This window comes from Candidatus Nitrospira neuquenensis (assembly GCF_979578155.1).
Map to the genome: position 1 here is coordinate 90,300 of NZ_CEFZDU010000006.1, position 15,650 is coordinate 105,949.

Below are 15,650 nucleotides of genomic sequence, written 5' to 3' on the forward strand. Positions count from 1 at the left end.
CCCCACACTCCTTCAGCATGGATGTCATCCCCCCTTTTCCGTCAACCAGGCTCACGCAGACACCCCCTCGATGCAGCGGATAACAGCGCGCCGGCGGCCGCCGGTGCGACCGTCTCCGAAGGCGACCGGCTGGCTGTCCCTTCGGGCAGCGCCCCTCGGCGACCCAGCACCCGATAGATCGGGATCGGCTCGCTCTTGCCCTTGACCCTGATCGGCTCCATCGGCTCGACCTCGACGGCGGCCTTGACCTCGTCGTAGGTGGCTTGGGTGATGATGATCTCGCCGGCCTTGGCGTTCTGCTCCAGCCGGCAGGCGAGGTTCACCGCGTCGCCGATGACGGTGTAATCCAGAAAGTCCGTCGAGCCCAGGTTGCCGACCGTCACCTCGCCCGTGTTGATCCCCATGCCCACGCCGATGGTCCGGCGTCCCTCCGCCTCCCACTTGCGGTTCAGCGTCCCGATCGCCTCCTGCATCTCCAGGGCCATGAGGACGGCCCGCAGGGCATGGTCCGGCTGCGGCTCGGGGTTCCCGAAGAAGGCCATCACGGCGTCGCCCATGAACTTGTCCAGCGTGCCGCCGTGCGCGAACAGGATGCGCGTCATCTCGGTAAAGTATTCGCCCAGCAGCCGCTGGACCTCGATCGGCTCCATCTTCTCCGACATGCTCGTGAAGCCCCGCACGTCGGAGAAGAACATCGTCAGCCGTTCCTTGCGGCCGCTGGGGTTCGCCATCTCCGGGTTCTTGACGAGCTGGGCCACGACGCGGGCAGACACGTAGCGCCCGAACATGGCCTGGACCTGCCGGCGCTTGCGCGCCTCCTGGTAGCGCTGGTAGGAGATCGCCGCCGAGTACTGCATCGCGACGAGCGCGTAGAGCGGGACGACGTCCAGCCAGTACCGCCACCGCCAGAACAGGAGCCACGCCAGGAGCCCGATGCCCAGGATGAGCGCGAGCCGGAGCGCGGCCACGACGACGGAGCCGGTCCGGGCCTGGAACAGGAGCCCCGAGCCGAGCAGGCCCACGCCCGCCAGGATCGTGGGGACCAAGCCGGGCCGGTCCGCGCTGCGGCCGACGTAGCGGCCGTCGAGGATCGTCTGGACCGCGTTGGCGTGGATCTCGAAGCCGTCCATGCGGACGCCCCGCGTCCCCTCATCCTCGCCCGACAGTCCCTTGACCCGCCGCCGGCCGAAGGGCGTCTGGTAGTAGTCGTGGAGCGAGGGAGCGGAGGCGCCGATCAGCACGATCCGTCCGCGCACCGCCTCGGGCGCGAACTCCCCCTGCACGATCTGCCAGAAGGCGAGGCGCGGGAACGTGGCGGGAGGGCCGTAGAAATTGATCCTCATGCGGCCGTCCTTCACCGGCACCCGGAGTGGGCCGATCCGCACCGCGTCCCGGTCCTCCAAGTCCAGCTCCTGCTCGCCCGTGGGGGCCACATAGTGCCGGGCCAGCTCCAGGCCCATGGCGAGGAAGGGCTCCCCCGGCGGTCCCTGCGACAGGTCGAGGCTCACGAGATGGACGTGCCGCAGCACGCCGTCGCCGTCCAACTGCACGTTGATGTTGGCTTCGCCGAGCGCCGCCTCGCTGAAGCGCGGCAGGGGCGCGGTCTGGCCCTTCTCTCCGATGTACCGGGCGAGCACCACGTTCCCCGCCTCGCCGATGGCGGCGGCAAGGTCCGCGTCCTCCTCCGCGTCCCGCTCGCCGGCAAAGACGACGTCGAACGCGATGATCGCCGCGCCGGCCCTCGCCAGGCGGCGGACGGCCTCGGCGTACAAGGCGCGGCTGATCCCCTTGGCCTGGACGTTCAGCCGCGCCTCGCTCTCCTCGTCGAGGCGGACCAGCAGGACCGGCGTGGCGACCGGCTGGGCGGGCGCCAGCGCGTACCGCAGGTCGTAGGACCACAGCTCCAACCACTCGAAGGCGCCGGCGAGGAACAACAGGATCACCAGGCCGGTCAGACCGCCGCCCAGGAGCCCCTTGAGGACCGGCTCCCGTTCCACCCAGCCGCGGACCCTGTCGCGCATCGCCATGCCCGGACGCCCCCGGTCCCCCCCCGGGTCTACGGCTCCCCGTCGGACCCAGCGGCCATCAGGGGCCCGCCCGGTGCCTCGCCCTTGATCCCGCCGATCAGCGGGTCCGTGACGATCACGACCCTCGACTGCTGCAGCGCGGCCGCCAGGGCCGGATCGTTCCTGATCTTCTTGGCGTCCTCGCTGCTGATCATGACGTTGGCCTTGAGCGCCCCGGCCCCGCCCCCGCCCTTCAACTTGAGGGGCCTCCGGCCTTCCCGCGGCTGGACCGGCGGCACGACCTGCACGGGGCGAATGACGACGGCCTCCTCGCCGAAGAGGGTCGAGAGCTCGGCCCCGACCGGCGCGACCTTGTACTGGGCCATCCCCTGTCGTTGCGCATGGTCGCGATCCACCTCGGACGGCCCGTAGACGACGTTGCCCTGCTCGTCAATGACCGCGGGCAGGCAGGCCGGCTTCACGCCGTAGCCCCTCGCGTCGATGATCAGCCCGGTGAAGCCCTCCCGCTCCGGCACGTCGGGCGGAGGGGTCTTGGGCTTCACCCCCTTCTCATCCAGAAAGGGCGCGATGACCGACTCCTGCCCGTACAGCGGCACCTTCACCGTCACCTCCACGGCGCCGTCCGCCTGCACATCGGTCTTGTCCACCTGCGCGCCGCGGACGAAGCCGCTGACCTGGGTCCTGATCACGTCGTTGGTGACCATGAAATTCTCGACGAGCGTGACGGAGTCGATCCTGACCCCCTTGACGACCTCCAGCAGGTTGCGGACCGCCACGACATAGGCCGCCCGCTGGGCCATGGCCCTCGCCTGGCCCGGCCCCGCGTTGGGCGGCGGCGCCCCCAGGCCGGTCGCCTTGACCCAGCCGGTGGACCAGTTCACGACACCCTGCCCCATCGGCTCCACCGCGTCCTTGAGCCCCGCCGATTGGGCCCAGGCCAGCCCGCCGCCGAGCAGGCAGCCCAGGCCCAGCGCGGCCGCGGCCAGGCGCGCGCCGCCCGCCCTTCCCTTCGCCGTCCGTCCCACGATTCCCCCTTTCCCGCTAGAGCTTCAAGGACTCCTTGAAGAATCTGATCGCCAGCAGCGCGTCGGCGCCGGACACCGGTTGCGTGGCCCCGAACTCGCCCGTGGCCTTGTCCGCCTCCAGAATGCCCCTGGTGGTCAGGACCATCGCCGCGTTGAAGTAGTAGACGTCCGAGCGCACGTCGGGGAAGGGCGACCGGTCGCCGACGTGCTTGGTCTGGATGGCGGCATCCCCGGTGACCTTCGCCAGGATGTCCAGGAGCATGACGGCGAACTCCGCCTTCATGACCGGCTTGCCCGGCTCGAACTTGTGGTCGGGCGAGGCCTCCAGCCCGGCGACCCCGAGCGCGAGCACCGTGTCGATGTCGGCCTTGAGGGGGTGCGTCGCGATGTCCGTGGCCGGCTCCATCGCCACGACCTTGTCCGCCTGGAAAGCCTGACCCGGCGCCTTGAAGGAGGGATCGAAGGTCTTGCCCCGCCGCTCGTAGAGCCGGTCGATGCGCAATTCCTCGATGAACAACGCGGCCACGTCGGCCCGGCTGATCCGATCGATCAGGGCGATCTCCTTGCCGATCTTCGTGCCCGGCGCCGCCCGCTGGATCTTCTGGACCAGCTTCCACTCCCGGTCGGCCTCCGCGGAGTATTCCTTGTTGAGGTCGAGCACCGCCTTGAACCGCTCGGCGGCCTTGTCGAACTCGAAGCCCATCCGGTACGCCCGGCCCATGGCGAAGTGCAGGGCGGGATTCTGCCCGTCCCGCTTGACGCCGTCCCTGAAGGCGGATTCAGCCTCCTCGACCCAGCCCGACTTCCGCTCCAGGGCGAGCGCGCGGATCCGCATGACCTGGGCCTCGACCATTCGGCCCTTTTGCAGGCCCTCCGCCTCGTCCAGGTGCTTGCGCGCCCGGGCGAAATCGCCGCGCAGGGCCGACACCAGGCCGACGCCGGCGTGGCCCGGCGCATAGGACGGGTCGAGGGCGAGCGCCCGCTGGAATTCCTTCATGGCGCCGTCGGCGTCATCCTTGTCGAGCAGCCGCAGCCCCGTCGCATAGTGGTGGTCCGGCGTGTCGAGCGCCGCCTCCGGCTTCGCCCGCTCCTCCGCGCAGGCGACCAGCCCCAGGAGGGCCAGGATCGCCGCGGCCGGGACGACCCGGCGCCTGATCGTGTTCATCCGCATCATTCCCATCCTCCCACTCAGGACGACCCGCTAGTCGACGACCACGATCACCCGCGCCTTTTCCAGGAAGCTCAGGTGCTCCTTCATCCCGTGCAGCGCCTGGGCGTCGCCGTTCTTGATCACGAGGTCAGTCTTGTTGGGGCCGTCCGCCCTGACCGCCTTGATCAGGAACGGCCGGTCCGTGACACGCGGGTTGCCCTGGGCCGCTCCGACGTCCTTGAGGTAGCCCACCATCCCCTGTTCGACCGCGTACTGCCGTCCGACGAAGGCGGAGCCGTAGACCTCGCGCCCCTCCTCGTTGCGGATCTTGGGGACCATCGCCGGCTTCACGCCGAGGCCCCTGGCATCCACGATCAGGCCGGTGTAGGCCTGGCCGGACGGGCTCGGCTCGACCGGCGTCGCCGGGGGCGACAGCGGCATGCCGCCGCCCGTCTCCCTGGGCAACAGGGTGTTCGCCATGTCGCCGCTCAACCGGACCCCGACCATCACCTCGACCGAGCCGTCGGGGTTGCTCTTCTCCTGCATGATCTGGGCGCCCTTCACGAACCCGCTGACCTCGGTCTTGATGACGTCGCTCGTCACCATGAAGTTCTCCACGAGGGTCGCGGAGTCCACCCGCACGCCCTTGACGACCTCCAGGAGATTGCGGGTGGCGACGATGTAGGCCGCGCGCTTGGCCATCGCCCGGGCCTGCGCGGCGTTGACGGCGTTGGGCGGCGGCGCGCCCAGGCCGGTGGCCGTGACGAGACCGGCGGTCCAGTCCACGCTCCCGTTCGTGCCCAAGGGCTCGATGACGTCGCCGACCCGGCCGGCCAGTTGCGCGGACGTCGTGCCCGCCCACAACAGCGCGGCCGCGGCCAAGACGAGCCCCACCCTGCCGATGCTCCCCTGTCTCATGGTCCCTCCCTGTTCGCCGGGCCTCGCCGCCCCGGCTGCGCGGCTTCAGCGGCTGACCAACTCCTCGTACAGCGACCGCCGCTCGGTTACCCGCTTGAGATACTGTCGCGTTTCTTCCGGCGTCCTGTCGGTGAGCAACGCGAACACCTGCTGCTCGGACAGGTCCTGGAGCCGGACCCGCTTGAGAATCTTGTTCCGAATGTTGCCCGGCCCCCAGTTGTAGGCGCAGACGACGACGTAGAGCTGCTTCTCGCCCGACGGCACGTCGGCGAACAGGTTGCTCATGAGCAGGCGCAGGTAGGCGACGCCCAGCTCGACGTTGTGGGCGGGATCGGTCAGGTAGCCCGGGTCCAGGACCCGGTCGGTGCCGTAGACGAGGTTGTAGGCGTCCCGCGCCGCGGCGCGAGGGACGAGCTGCATGAGTCCGTAGGCCGGGGCGGGCGATTGCGCCATGGGGTTGAAATAGGATTCCGTCTGGATGACGGCCAGCACGAGGCGCGGGTCGAGGCGCTGGCGGCGCGACTCCCGCAGGACCAGGTCGAGGTACTGGCGGGCGCGCCTCTTCAGGTGATCGGGCGTGAGCCTGACCTTGGCCGTCACCTTCATCCGCTCCACACCGTCCGGCGAGACGACCGGCTTTCGGTCCACCTCCAGCGAGGGAAGGACCTCCTGCTTGACGAAGGCCTCGGCGCCCGGCTTCGTGACGGGCCGGCCGGCGCCGTCGACCACCTGACCGTCGAGGACTCCCTGGCCGGGCCCGACCTCCTGGGTCAGCAAGCGGCCGAACTGCTGGGTGATGCGCTCGCGGGCCTCGGGCGGAACTTCAGCCGGCGCCGGTCCCGGCGTCGGACGAGGTCCTGGGCCGGGCGGCGGTGCGACCTTGGGGACCGGCACGAGGGTCGTGACCTCCACCGTGCCCTCCTCGAAGTTGACGATGCTCCGGGTCTCGAACCTCGAATCGTAGTCCACCCATTCTTTCTTCGTGGACCGCAGGGCCTCACCCCATCGGCGCTCGATCTCCCGCTTATCGTGCTCCCACTTGGCCTGCACCTCCCGCTCCATCCGCTGCCAGTCGGCCTCCATGCCTTCGCGGAGGCCGTGGAAGCGGGACTCGACGTCCGCGAGGGACAGGTCTCCCTCGCGTTGGCGTTGCTCGAAGCGTTGTCGGATCTCGTCGAAGGGGTCGGCGGCGATGCTGTCGGCGGCGGGCGGGCCCACGGAGGTCAGGAGAGCGGCCAGGATGATCAGCGGCTTCGGACTGGCTCCGGTCATCGACGGCTCCCTGCACATCCGCCCCGGCCGAGGCTCAGGATGGGACCACGAAGCACGATCCGAATGAAGGGGAGCCCACGATAGAAGGAAACCAGTAAAAAGTCAACGGAGGCGGGCGGGGTCAGGGGACCGCGGCGGCGGGCGGCAGTTCCTTCAACTCGCTCTCCAGCGCATCCGCCTCGTGCGTGCGGCCCTGGGCACGGGACAGCGCTGCCGCCCGCTGGAGCTCGACGGCGGCGCGCCGGACGTCGCCGATCGCCCGGTAGGTCCAGTAGGCGCGCTGGGCGAAGCCGAAGGCGGCCTCCTTGTCGTCCTGCTTCTCGGCGATCCGGGAGAGGCCGGCCAGGTCGCCGGCGATGGCGGCCCGGTGCTCGTCGGCCTTGTCGAGGGCCAAGGCCTCCTCGTAGCGGGCGCGCGCCTCGGCCAGCCGCCCGGCCTCCTCCGCCGCGAGCCCGAGGTTCGCCAGGTTGGCCGCCTGCCCCCGCCGGTCGCCCAGGGTCTGGTTGAGCGCGAGGGCCGAGCGGAAGGCCGCCTCGGCCTGCTGGAGCCGCCCGGCCGCCTTGTCCAACAGCCCGATGTTGTTGAGCAGGACGGCTTCGCTGCGACGGTCCTGCTCGGTCCGGGCCAGTGCCAGCGCCTGGTCGTAGAGCGAGGCGGCCTCCTCGCCGCGACCGTCGAGCTGGACCGCGGTGCCGAGCTGGGTCAGGGATTCGATCGTCAGGTCCGCGCGGCCCGTCGAGCGGGCGAGGGCCAGAGCGCGACGGTGCAGCCCGACGGCCGCGGCGGCCTCTCCCTCCTGGGCGGACACGGTGCCCAGGTCGTTCAGGGCCTGGACGAGCCCGGGCAGGTCGTCCAGGCTCTCCGCCAGCCGCCGGGCTTCCTCGAAGGCCTCGCGGGCCGCCGCCGGCTCGCCGCGCTCGAGAGCATGCCGGCCCTGCCGGTGCAGGTCGCGGACCTTGCCGGCCAGGACGCTGGGGTCCTCCGGAGGCCCGCCGGCGCATCCGGCCAGGAGCAGCGCCACCGGGAGGAGGCCGGCTGTCGGTCGGACCGGCATCACCGTGACCCCAGGTCCCCCCGCAGGCTGACCAGCCCGTTGCCCCCTCCGCCCTCCGCCGGCGGCTCCGCATTCTTGACCATCGCGCTGACGGGAAAGGTCCGCTTGGCGCCGCGCAGGATGGTGTTCACATCGTCGAGCGTGGCGTGCGCGGTGTGGACGATGCGGGGCAGGTCCTTGGTCGCGCCCTTGACGGCGGCGGTCGTGGCCTTCACGTTGTCGACCGCCTCCTGGGCCGCGTCCATGATCGCCGGCAGCTTGACCGTCGCCTTGCGGACGTCCCCCGTCACCCCGTCCACGGTGGCCAGCGTCCGCTTCACCTGCGCGGTGAGCTCCGGCAGGCTCGCCGTCGCGCGCTCGACGTGCGTCGCGGTCCGCTCCGCCGAGGCGACCAGGACGGGCAGGGCCTTGGAGGCCTTCTCGACGTCGGCCAGGATGCGGTTGCCCGTCTGCACGGCCTGGTGGACGTCCTTCGTGACGGCCTCGACTTCGGCGACGGTCCGTTGGACGGATTCGATGACCGGCTTGACCTCTCGGTCGAACTGCCCCTTGAGGTCGTCGAGGATGGCCAGGTAGTCCTTGGGCTCGTTCGTCTTGATGGTCGCGCCGTCCGTCACCGGGGTCTTGCCCTTGCCCATGGAGATCTCGACCTGCGTCGCCCCGGCGACCACCATGCTCTTGGTGAGGGTCGCGACCGAGTCCTCGCGGATCAGGTCCCGATACCGGCCGAGCAGCTCGAAGGACACGTCGATCGCTCCCTGCGGGGTGAACGACACGGACAGGACCTTGCCGACGGGGATGCCGGACATCAGGACCGGCCCGCCCGGCTCCAGCCCGTAGGAATTGGTGAGGCTGGTGTGCAGCACGAACTTGTCCTCGAAGAGATCGGCGGACTTGGCCATGAAGATGCCGACGACCGCCAGCGCGATCATGGGCACGATGACGAAGGCCCCGACGATCTGCGCGATGCGGTTCGCCGACAGCCCATGCGAATAGTGCATCTTCATCGCAACACCTCATGCTCCCCTTGTGGAATGTTTGCCGGCGGTCGCCCCGGGGGCCAGGTAGGGCTTCATGCCCTGGTCCGCGCCCGCGAGCAGCTCCGCGTAGGAGCCCATCCGCTCGACCCGACCATCCCGCACGAAGGCCACCCGATCGACCGACTCCAGGAGCGGTGAGTAATCGTGCAGAGTGACCAGGATGGTCAGGGCGCGGTCCCGACGCGCCCCCGCCAGCAGCTCGCCGAGCGTGGCCTCCATCTCGGCGTCCAGGCCCTCCCCCGGGCCATCCAGGAGGAGGAGGTCGGGGTCCATGATCAACGCCCGGGCGATGGCCGCCGCCCGCGCCTCGCCCTGGTTGAGCTGGGCCGGAAATCGATTGCGCGCGGAGGCCAGGCCGAGCGGTTCCAGCCTTGTCATGACCGCCCGCTCGATGTCCGGCTCGGGCAGCGCCCGGTGGTAGCGCAGCGGCAGCGCCACGTTGTTGTAGACCGTCATGTTGCTCAGGAGCCCTGGTGGCTGCAGCACGACGCCCATGCGGAGCCGGAAGGCATCCCACTCATCCTCGGTCAGCTCGGCGAGGTCCCGGCCCAGAACCCGTACCGTCCCGCCATCCGGAACGACGAGCCCGGCGCACAGCTTGAGGATCAGACTCTTTCCCGAACGGTTCGGCCCGACGAAGGCCGCGAGCTGGCCACGCTCGACGCTGAGGGTGAAATCGGCCTGCTTCCCCTCCTCGTTCATCCGCACGGATACGCCGGACAGCTCGACGGCGGCCATCAGAAGTAGGCGGTGACCGTCACGAGGATGTCGAGCAGGAGGCAGATCGTGACGGAGTTGATCATGGACTTCGTCGTCTGTTGCGGAACCTCGGTGTAGGAGGTCCCGACCGACAGCCCGTGGTGGCAGCAGATGGCGGCCACGGCGGTGCCGAACAGCGCGCCCTTGCCGACGGTAACGGCGAGGTCCGTCAGCGAGAGCGATCGCGTGATCGCCTCGACGAAGACGTCGAAGGGCACGGTCAGCTTGGCCCGGGCGACGAGGAAGCCGCCGAGCACGGCCACCGCGTCGAAGTAGAGGGTCAGGCAGATCATGGACAGGATCATGCCGACCATCCGGGGCATCACGATGAACCGCATGACCCGGATGCCCATCAGCTCGAGGGCTTCGATCTCCCGCCCGACGCGCATGTAGCCCAGCTCGGTCGTGATGGCCGTGCCCGAGCGGCCCACGACGATGATGGCGGTGACGAGCGGCCCCAGCTCGCGGATCACCACCACCACGATGATCGTGCCGACCAGACCGCCGGCTCCGACGCGTGGTAGCTGCGTGCCGGCTTGGGTGATGATGATGAAGCCGAGCATCAGCGCGATGGCGCTGACGACCGGGAGCGCGTCCACCCCGGTGAACAGAATCTGCCGGACGATGACCCGGAAGGACTCGCCGCGCCCGTGGCGACCCGGCGACAGGAGCTCGCGGAACCCTCCGTAGACGAGCGCGGCGAGGTTGGACACGTAGCCGTACGCATCGAGCACCCGCTGGCCGACGGCGACGAGCATGGCCGGAACCGCCCCTGGTCCGCCGCTGCGCGCCTCACCCCTCCGGACCGCGCGGCGTGGAGGGCCCGGGGAGAGGCGATTGTAGGAGAATCGGTCCGGCATTGCAACGAATGGGGGACGCCGCGCTTGACCGAGCCCCGCTCTTCCTCTAAGCTCCCCGCCAATCGCCCGCCGCCGGGCGGCGGGCGCGCTCCCGGAGACCCTGCATGGACAAGCTGATCGTCGGTGTGCGGAAGTTCCAGTCCGAGGTCTTCGCGGCCCAGCGGGACCTGTTCCGGGAGCTGTCGGAGAAGCAGGAGCCGCGCATCCTCTTCATCACCTGCTCGGACTCGCGGATGGACCCCCTGATCCTCACCCAGAGCCAGCCGGGCGAGTTGTTCATCCTCCGCAACGTGGGGAACATCGTGCCCTCCTACTCCGGCACGCTGGGTGGCACGACGGCGACGATCGAGTACGCCGTCGGCCTCCTGCACGTGAAACACATCGTCGTCTGCGGTCATACCGACTGCGGCGCCATGAAGGCCCTGCTGTACCCGGACCTGATCCAGGACCTGCCAGCGCTGCGGAACTGGATGGTGCAGGCGGAGAGCACGCGCCGCATCGTCCGAGAGCAGTACACCCACCTGAAGGATGACGCCCTGCTGCTCGCCACGATCCAGGAGAACGTCCGCAGCCAGCTCGACCATCTGAAAACCCATCCCACGGTGGCTTCCGGCCTCCGCCGAAAGTCGCTGTCGTTGCACGGGTGGGTGTACGCGATCCCGACCGCCGAGATCTGGACCTACCAGGACGCCCGAGGCGAGTTCGTGAGGCTGGAGGGTGGACGCGAGCCGTAGCCCGCCGCGAGGACGCGCGCCCATGGAACAGGCATCCGACACGGGCCTCCCCCGGGCACAGCCGGCGCCGGCCGCCGGTCCGCCCCTGGACCCCGACTGGGCGACGTGGCCCGACGAGCGGCTGCTGGAGGTCCGGCTCTGCGACCTGCCGCTCCACATCGAGGACAGCCCCATCGAGGCGCCGATCCACCGCCTGGCCGAGGAGCTTGCGGCCCAGGGGCTGGTCTTTCGTCCCCACTACTGGCTCTCGGACGAGTGGTTCACGCCGGACGGGGTCCCGGGCATCGCCATCCCCTTCTACCTCGTCCACCCGCGACTGGCCAGGCTGGAGCTGAACCAGATGCTGGAGGTCGAGGGTGGAACACCGGACTGGTGCATGCGCATTCTCCGGCACGAGGCCGGTCACGCGATCGAGAACGCCTATCGGCTGCGGCGCCGGCGGCGTCGCCAGGCGCTCTTCGGCCGGTCGTCCAAGCCCTACCCGGACTACTATGCCCCCAAGCCCTACAGCAAGAGCTTCGTGCTCCACCTCGACGCCTGGTACGCCCAGAGCCACCCCGACGAGGACTTCGCGGAAACCTTCGCCGTGTGGCTGACCCCCGGCTCGCTGTGGCGTGAGCGGTATGCGGGCTGGCCGGCGCTGAAGAAGCTCGAGTACATGGACGGGCTGATGCGGCAACTCGCCGGCACGCCTCCGATCGTGCCCCCCCAGCCTCCCGTCGACCCGCTCTCCAGCCTGAACAAAACCCTGCGGGAACACTACAAGGCGAAGCGGGAGCACTACGGACTGACCCATCCCGCCTTCTACGACCGCGACCTCCGGCGCCTGTTCTCGGACGCGCCCGAGCTCAAGGACCGCCGGACGGCGGCCAGCTTCCTGAGCCGCGTGCGGAAGGAAGTCCGCCGCAAGGTGGCCGCCTGGACCGGCGAATACCAGTACACGATCGATCAGGTGCTGGAAGGCATGATCGCGCGCTGCCGGGAGCTGAACCTGCGGCTCGCCGTGCCGGAGGAGCAGGCCAAGCTGGACTTCACGATCCTGCTCACGGTCCAGACGATGAATTACCTGCACAGTGGCCGGCACCGGGTGGCGCTATGACGAAGCTGCGGGTGCTGGTGCTCATGCACGAGGATCTGGTCCCGCCGGAGAAACTGGCGGAAGGGGTGGATCCCACGACGGTCGAGTGGAAGACGGAATATGACGTGGTCACGACGCTGCGCGAGATGGGCCACGAGGTCCACCCGCTGGGGCTGAGGAGCGACCTGAGCGTCATTCGGAACGCCATCGAGGACTGGAAGCCGCACATCGCCTTCAATCTGCTGGAGGAGTTCGACGGCGTCGCCGTCTACGACCAGAACGTGGTGTCCTATCTCGAGCTCCTGCGGATGCCCTACACGGGCTGTAACCCCCGCGGTCTCATGCTGGCGCGAGACAAAAGCCTGACGAAGAAGATCCTCTCCTACCACCGCATCGCCAGCCCGGACTTCTTCGTCTGCCCGCTCGGCGACGCGGCCAGACGGCCCAAGCGGCTGGCCTTCCCGTTGATCGTCAAGTCGATCTCGGAGGAGGCCTCGCTCGGTATCTCCCAAGCCTCGATCGTGGAAGACGACGAGAAGCTCAAGGAGCGGGTCGCTTTCATCCACAACAGCGTGGGGACCGGCGCGCTGGTGGAGCGGTACATCGAGGGGCGAGAGCTTTACGTGGGCGTGCTGGGCGGACGGCAGATGCAGGTCCTGCCGGTGTGGGAGCTCGTGATGGACCGGATGCCGGAGGAATGCCGACGCATCGCCACCGAGCGGGTCAAGTGGAGCCGGAAATACCAGGTCAAGTACGGGATCGCCTCCGGCCCGGCCAAGGACCTCCCCAACGGCTTGGGCGGCGCCATCCAGCGGCTCGCCCGGCGGGTCTACCGCAATCTGGGCCTCACCGGCTATGCGCGCATCGACCTGCGGCTCGACGCGCAGGGCGCGATCTACGTCCTGGAGGCCAACCCCAACCCCCAGATCGCCCGGGACGAGGACTTCGCCCAATCTGCCGAGCAGGCGGGGATTGCCTACCCGGTCCTACTCCAGCGCATCCTCAACATCGGCCTCCGTTGGCAGCCGGGCCAGGTGGCGTAGGCCGGTCCCCGTGGCCCGTCCGTCCCTGCCCTCAACCCCCAGACCTTCCCCCTGCCCCCGGGGCGACGATTCCCCGAGAGTGGCGTGCATGCCCGTGAGTCTGGATCTCGACGTCACCGGAAGGATCAAGCAGATCGTGCCGCCGGCGGAGTCCCCGCTGGTCCGAGGGAATCAGCCGACCGGTCAGGCGCCGATGGCGCCGTCGACGGAATTTCTCGTCGGCGGCCGGGCCAGCCTGCGGAGTCGGGCGGCCGATGGGCGGGACGACGAACCCGAAATTGTGAAGGTTCCCGTTTCCCGCCCCGCAAGCTCACTGGCCACTGGCTGCATGGCGTGGGTCGAGCGGCGGGACGTGATACTTCTGCCGCACCAACTCGACCGGCTCCTCCACCACCGACCAGAAGTCCCACCCGGGCGCGAAGAGGTCCACCGAGACCACGGCGCCCCGCGTCCAGGCCACCCAAAACTTCTGCGGATCCAGCGCTCCACGCGCCGAACCGGCAAACTTGTTGATCTCGATCCCCAGATGCCAACTGAAGATCACCGGCAGGATGTGGCCCTCCAGCGGAAGCTTGGGATGCATGCCGGCGGTGAAGGTGGAGACGAGAATCTCCCCCTGCGGCGTCGTGTCGTAGCCGCTGAGGACGTGGGTGGAATCGTGGGGGCGGGCGAAGGCTTCGTTGACACCGTTGGGATCACCGGGGAATGCGTAGCCGTTCTTCTTATAAATCTCCCAGTAGGCCCGGCCGAATGTGCCGGTCGGCAGGGAGCCGAGCGCCTCGTGCCGGGCGACCAGGGCCGGATCGGCCCGCTCCCCCTGGTACGGCAGGATCAGCGCCATGATGTCCTCGTCGTCTCGCCAGGGCTGCTCCCAGAGACTCCTGATGTTCTGGCGCGTCATGTCCGCCAGGGCCCAGCCCAGGTTCCCGCGCGCCGCCTCGGCGAGCTGCGTCAGATACTCCTCCCGCACCCGGAGCGCAGCCGCATACTCGAGCACCAGCCCGATGCGGTCCTCCTCGAGCACCCCGTCCACGAGGGCCGTCACGGCGAGGAATCGTGTGGCCCACTCGGCCAGTGCGGTATCCGACAGGGCGGCCGCCAATTCCGACGGCGTGACCGGGGCGAGTCCATCCACATCCACCCCGTCCTCGAGACAGAAAACGTACCGTGACGCGGCCAGGAGGGACCCACGCCCGGCTTCGGTCAGCGGCTTTGCCCCCTTCAGGGTCGCCACATGACGCATGGCGCTGAGCACGGCCAGGGCCTCGCTGGGCCTGGCATTGACGAGATCCTGCAGTTTCATGGCCGTGTCCTGCTCCCGGCCGCGCAATGGACGATCTCCATGGGACGAGGAACGACGGTGGAGTTCCTCATTGCTGATCTCCGCCTGATCTGAAAAAGAAAAGGCCCGCTGAGCTTGCGTCCAGCGGGCCTTTGTAAACATCCCGGCAGCGTCCTACTTTCCCACTGCCTCACAGCAGCAGTATCATCGGCCTTGGAGGGCTTAACTTCCGTGTTCGGGATGGGAACGGGTGTGACCCCTCCGGTATGGCCACCGGGAACTCTCAGAATTGATTCATTGAGTCATTGCTGATTTGACGATCGAAGAAAGCTTCCGCTTGTTCAGCTTCGTCAAATCCAGCAACCGGCAATGATCCATTCGCCGATTCTCAAAGACCATGTCTATCAGGAGCAAAGTATTGTTAAGCCGCACGGCCGATTAGTACTGGTTAGCTTCAGGCCTTACGGCCCTTCCACACCCAGCCTATCAAACTCGTCGTCTACGAGTGGCCTTCAGGGGGCTTGCGCCCCGGGAGATCTTATCTTGAGGCAGGCTTCCCGCTTAGATGCTTTCAGCGGTTATCCCCACCGGACATAGCTACCCGGCACTGCCGCTGGCGCGACAACCGGCACACTAGAGGTCCGTCCTTCTCAGTCCTCTCGTACTAGAGAAAGCCCCTCTCAAATCTCCTCCGCCCACAACAGATAGGGACCGAACTGTCTCACGACGTTCTGAACCCAACTCTCGTACCGCTTTAACGGGCGAACAGCCCGACCCTTGGGACCGGCTTCAGCCCCAGGATGCGATGAGTCGACATCGAGGTGCCAAACCTCCCCGTCGATGTGAACTCTTGGGGGAGATCAGCCTGTTATCCCCGGCGTACCTTTTATCCGTTGAGCGATGGCCCTTCCACGCAGAACCACCGGATCACTAAGCCCGACTTTCGTCTCTGCTCGACCTGTCAGTCTCGCAGTCAAGCTCCCTTCTGCCTTTACACTCGACGGCTGATTACCGACCAGCCTGAGGGAACCTTTGGGCGCCTCCGTTACTATTTGGGAGGCGACCGCCCCAGTCAAACTACCCACCAGACACTGTCCCCGTCCTGGATGACAGGACCGGGTTAGAATGTCAGAAAAGTCAGGGTGGTATTTCAAGGTCGGCTCCACGGAACCTAGCGGCCCCGCTTCGCAGCCTCCCACCTATCCTACACAGACTCGTCCAACACCCAATGTCAAGTTGTAGTAAAGGTGCACAGGGTCTTTCCGTCTAGTTGCGGGCACCCGGCTTCTTCACCGGAACAACAAATTCGCTGAGTCACTCCCCGAGACAGCGCTCCAGTCGTTACGCCATTCATGCAGGTCGGAACTTACCCGACAAGGAATTTCGCTACCTTAGGACCGTTATAGTT

13 protein-coding genes and 2 rRNA genes are annotated in these 15,650 nt (G+C 68.2%); 3 read left to right on the plus strand and 12 right to left on the minus strand.

What is annotated here, in order from left to right:
* Positions 1-41: 41 nt before the first annotated feature.
* The 9 genes from AC1U7O_RS03450 to AC1U7O_RS03490 form a co-directional block, all read right to left on the minus strand.
* Complete coding sequence (locus AC1U7O_RS03450; protein WP_479893176.1) at positions 42-2,027, minus strand: CHASE2 domain-containing protein; 1,986 nt, start codon at positions 2,025-2,027, stop codon at positions 42-44.
* A 29-nt stretch (positions 2,028-2,056) separates the two neighbouring features.
* The gene (locus tag AC1U7O_RS03455) at positions 2,057-3,052 is read right to left on the minus strand and encodes a hypothetical protein (protein ID WP_479893177.1); all 996 of its coding nucleotides are present in this window, start codon (positions 3,050-3,052) and stop codon (positions 2,057-2,059) included.
* A gap of 16 nt (positions 3,053-3,068) precedes the next feature.
* The gene (locus tag AC1U7O_RS03460) at positions 3,069-4,226 is read right to left on the minus strand and encodes a hypothetical protein (protein ID WP_479893178.1); all 1,158 of its coding nucleotides are present in this window, start codon (positions 4,224-4,226) and stop codon (positions 3,069-3,071) included.
* A 27-nt stretch (positions 4,227-4,253) separates the two neighbouring features.
* Positions 4,254-5,120, minus strand: coding sequence for an LPP20 family lipoprotein (locus tag AC1U7O_RS03465; RefSeq protein ID WP_479893179.1), 867 nt, complete (start codon positions 5,118-5,120; stop codon positions 4,254-4,256).
* A gap of 45 nt (positions 5,121-5,165) precedes the next feature.
* Complete coding sequence (locus AC1U7O_RS03470; RefSeq protein WP_479893180.1) at positions 5,166-6,392, minus strand: murein transglycosylase domain-containing protein; 1,227 nt, start codon at positions 6,390-6,392, stop codon at positions 5,166-5,168.
* Positions 6,393-6,513: 121 nt separating this feature from the next.
* Positions 6,514-7,446, minus strand: coding sequence for a tetratricopeptide repeat protein (locus AC1U7O_RS03475; RefSeq protein WP_479893181.1), 933 nt, complete (start codon positions 7,444-7,446; stop codon positions 6,514-6,516).
* Positions 7,446-8,453, minus strand: a complete 1,008-nt coding sequence (locus AC1U7O_RS03480; RefSeq protein ID WP_479893182.1) for an MlaD family protein — start codon at positions 8,451-8,453, stop codon at positions 7,446-7,448. The genes AC1U7O_RS03475 and AC1U7O_RS03480 overlap by 1 nt, the downstream gene beginning before the upstream one ends.
* Positions 8,454-8,462: 9 nt before the next feature.
* Complete coding sequence (locus AC1U7O_RS03485) at positions 8,463-9,224, minus strand: ABC transporter ATP-binding protein (protein WP_479893183.1); 762 nt, start codon at positions 9,222-9,224, stop codon at positions 8,463-8,465.
* Positions 9,224-10,003, minus strand: coding sequence for an ABC transporter permease (locus AC1U7O_RS03490; RefSeq protein WP_479893184.1), 780 nt, complete (start codon positions 10,001-10,003; stop codon positions 9,224-9,226). The genes AC1U7O_RS03485 and AC1U7O_RS03490 overlap by 1 nt, the downstream gene beginning before the upstream one ends.
* A gap of 206 nt (positions 10,004-10,209) precedes the next feature.
* On the opposite strand from AC1U7O_RS03490, the gene AC1U7O_RS03495 reads away from it, so the two are divergent.
* Genes AC1U7O_RS03495 through AC1U7O_RS03505 form a run of 3 tightly spaced genes read left to right on the plus strand, consistent with a single transcriptional unit; the run spans position 10,210 to position 12,960 of the window.
* Positions 10,210-10,839 (plus strand): carbonic anhydrase, encoded by a 630-nt coding sequence (locus tag AC1U7O_RS03495; RefSeq protein ID WP_479893185.1) that lies wholly within the window; start codon positions 10,210-10,212, stop codon positions 10,837-10,839.
* 22 nt (positions 10,840-10,861) lie between these two features.
* On the plus strand, positions 10,862-11,938 hold the full coding sequence (locus AC1U7O_RS03500; RefSeq protein WP_479893186.1) for a putative zinc-binding metallopeptidase: 1,077 nt from the start codon (positions 10,862-10,864) through the stop codon (positions 11,936-11,938).
* Positions 11,935-12,960, plus strand: coding sequence for a D-alanine--D-alanine ligase family protein (locus tag AC1U7O_RS03505; protein ID WP_479893187.1), 1,026 nt, complete (start codon positions 11,935-11,937; stop codon positions 12,958-12,960). Before AC1U7O_RS03500 ends, AC1U7O_RS03505 begins: the two co-directional genes overlap by 4 nt.
* Positions 12,961-13,270: 310 nt before the next feature.
* On the opposite strand, the gene AC1U7O_RS03510 is transcribed toward AC1U7O_RS03505, so the two are convergent.
* The 3 genes from AC1U7O_RS03510 to AC1U7O_RS03520 form a co-directional block, all read right to left on the minus strand.
* The gene (locus AC1U7O_RS03510; RefSeq protein WP_479893188.1) at positions 13,271-14,263 is read right to left on the minus strand and encodes a hypothetical protein; all 993 of its coding nucleotides are present in this window, start codon (positions 14,261-14,263) and stop codon (positions 13,271-13,273) included.
* Between the two features lie 140 nt (positions 14,264-14,403).
* A 5S ribosomal RNA gene (rrf, locus tag AC1U7O_RS03515) occupies positions 14,404-14,520 on the minus strand.
* 139 nt (positions 14,521-14,659) lie between these two features.
* A 23S ribosomal RNA gene (locus tag AC1U7O_RS03520) occupies positions 14,660-15,650 on the minus strand; the annotation flags it as partial.

Excerpts from the sequence above, each read along its gene's own strand:
- AC1U7O_RS03470 (WP_479893180.1), bottom strand. The coding sequence starts at position 6,392 with ATGACCGGAGCCAGTCCGAAGCCGCTGATCATCCTGGCCGCTCTCCTG.
- AC1U7O_RS03480 (WP_479893182.1), bottom strand. The coding sequence starts at position 8,453 with ATGAAGATGCACTATTCGCATGGGCTGTCGGCGAACCGCATCGCGCAG.
- AC1U7O_RS03465 (WP_479893179.1), bottom strand. The coding sequence starts at position 5,120 with ATGAGACAGGGGAGCATCGGCAGGGTGGGGCTCGTCTTGGCCGCGGCC.
- AC1U7O_RS03490 (WP_479893184.1), bottom strand. The coding sequence starts at position 10,003 with ATGCTCGTCGCCGTCGGCCAGCGGGTGCTCGATGCGTACGGCTACGTG.
- AC1U7O_RS03485 (WP_479893183.1), bottom strand. The coding sequence starts at position 9,224 with ATGGCCGCCGTCGAGCTGTCCGGCGTATCCGTGCGGATGAACGAGGAG.
- AC1U7O_RS03495 (WP_479893185.1), top strand. The coding sequence starts at position 10,210 with ATGGACAAGCTGATCGTCGGTGTGCGGAAGTTCCAGTCCGAGGTCTTC.
- AC1U7O_RS03500 (WP_479893186.1), top strand. The coding sequence starts at position 10,862 with ATGGAACAGGCATCCGACACGGGCCTCCCCCGGGCACAGCCGGCGCCG.
- AC1U7O_RS03450 (WP_479893176.1), bottom strand. The coding sequence starts at position 2,027 with ATGGCGATGCGCGACAGGGTCCGCGGCTGGGTGGAACGGGAGCCGGTC.
- AC1U7O_RS03460 (WP_479893178.1), bottom strand. The coding sequence starts at position 4,226 with ATGATGCGGATGAACACGATCAGGCGCCGGGTCGTCCCGGCCGCGGCG.
- AC1U7O_RS03475 (WP_479893181.1), bottom strand. The coding sequence starts at position 7,446 with ATGCCGGTCCGACCGACAGCCGGCCTCCTCCCGGTGGCGCTGCTCCTG.
- AC1U7O_RS03505 (WP_479893187.1), top strand. The coding sequence starts at position 11,935 with ATGACGAAGCTGCGGGTGCTGGTGCTCATGCACGAGGATCTGGTCCCG.
- AC1U7O_RS03510 (WP_479893188.1), bottom strand. The coding sequence starts at position 14,263 with ATGAAACTGCAGGATCTCGTCAATGCCAGGCCCAGCGAGGCCCTGGCC.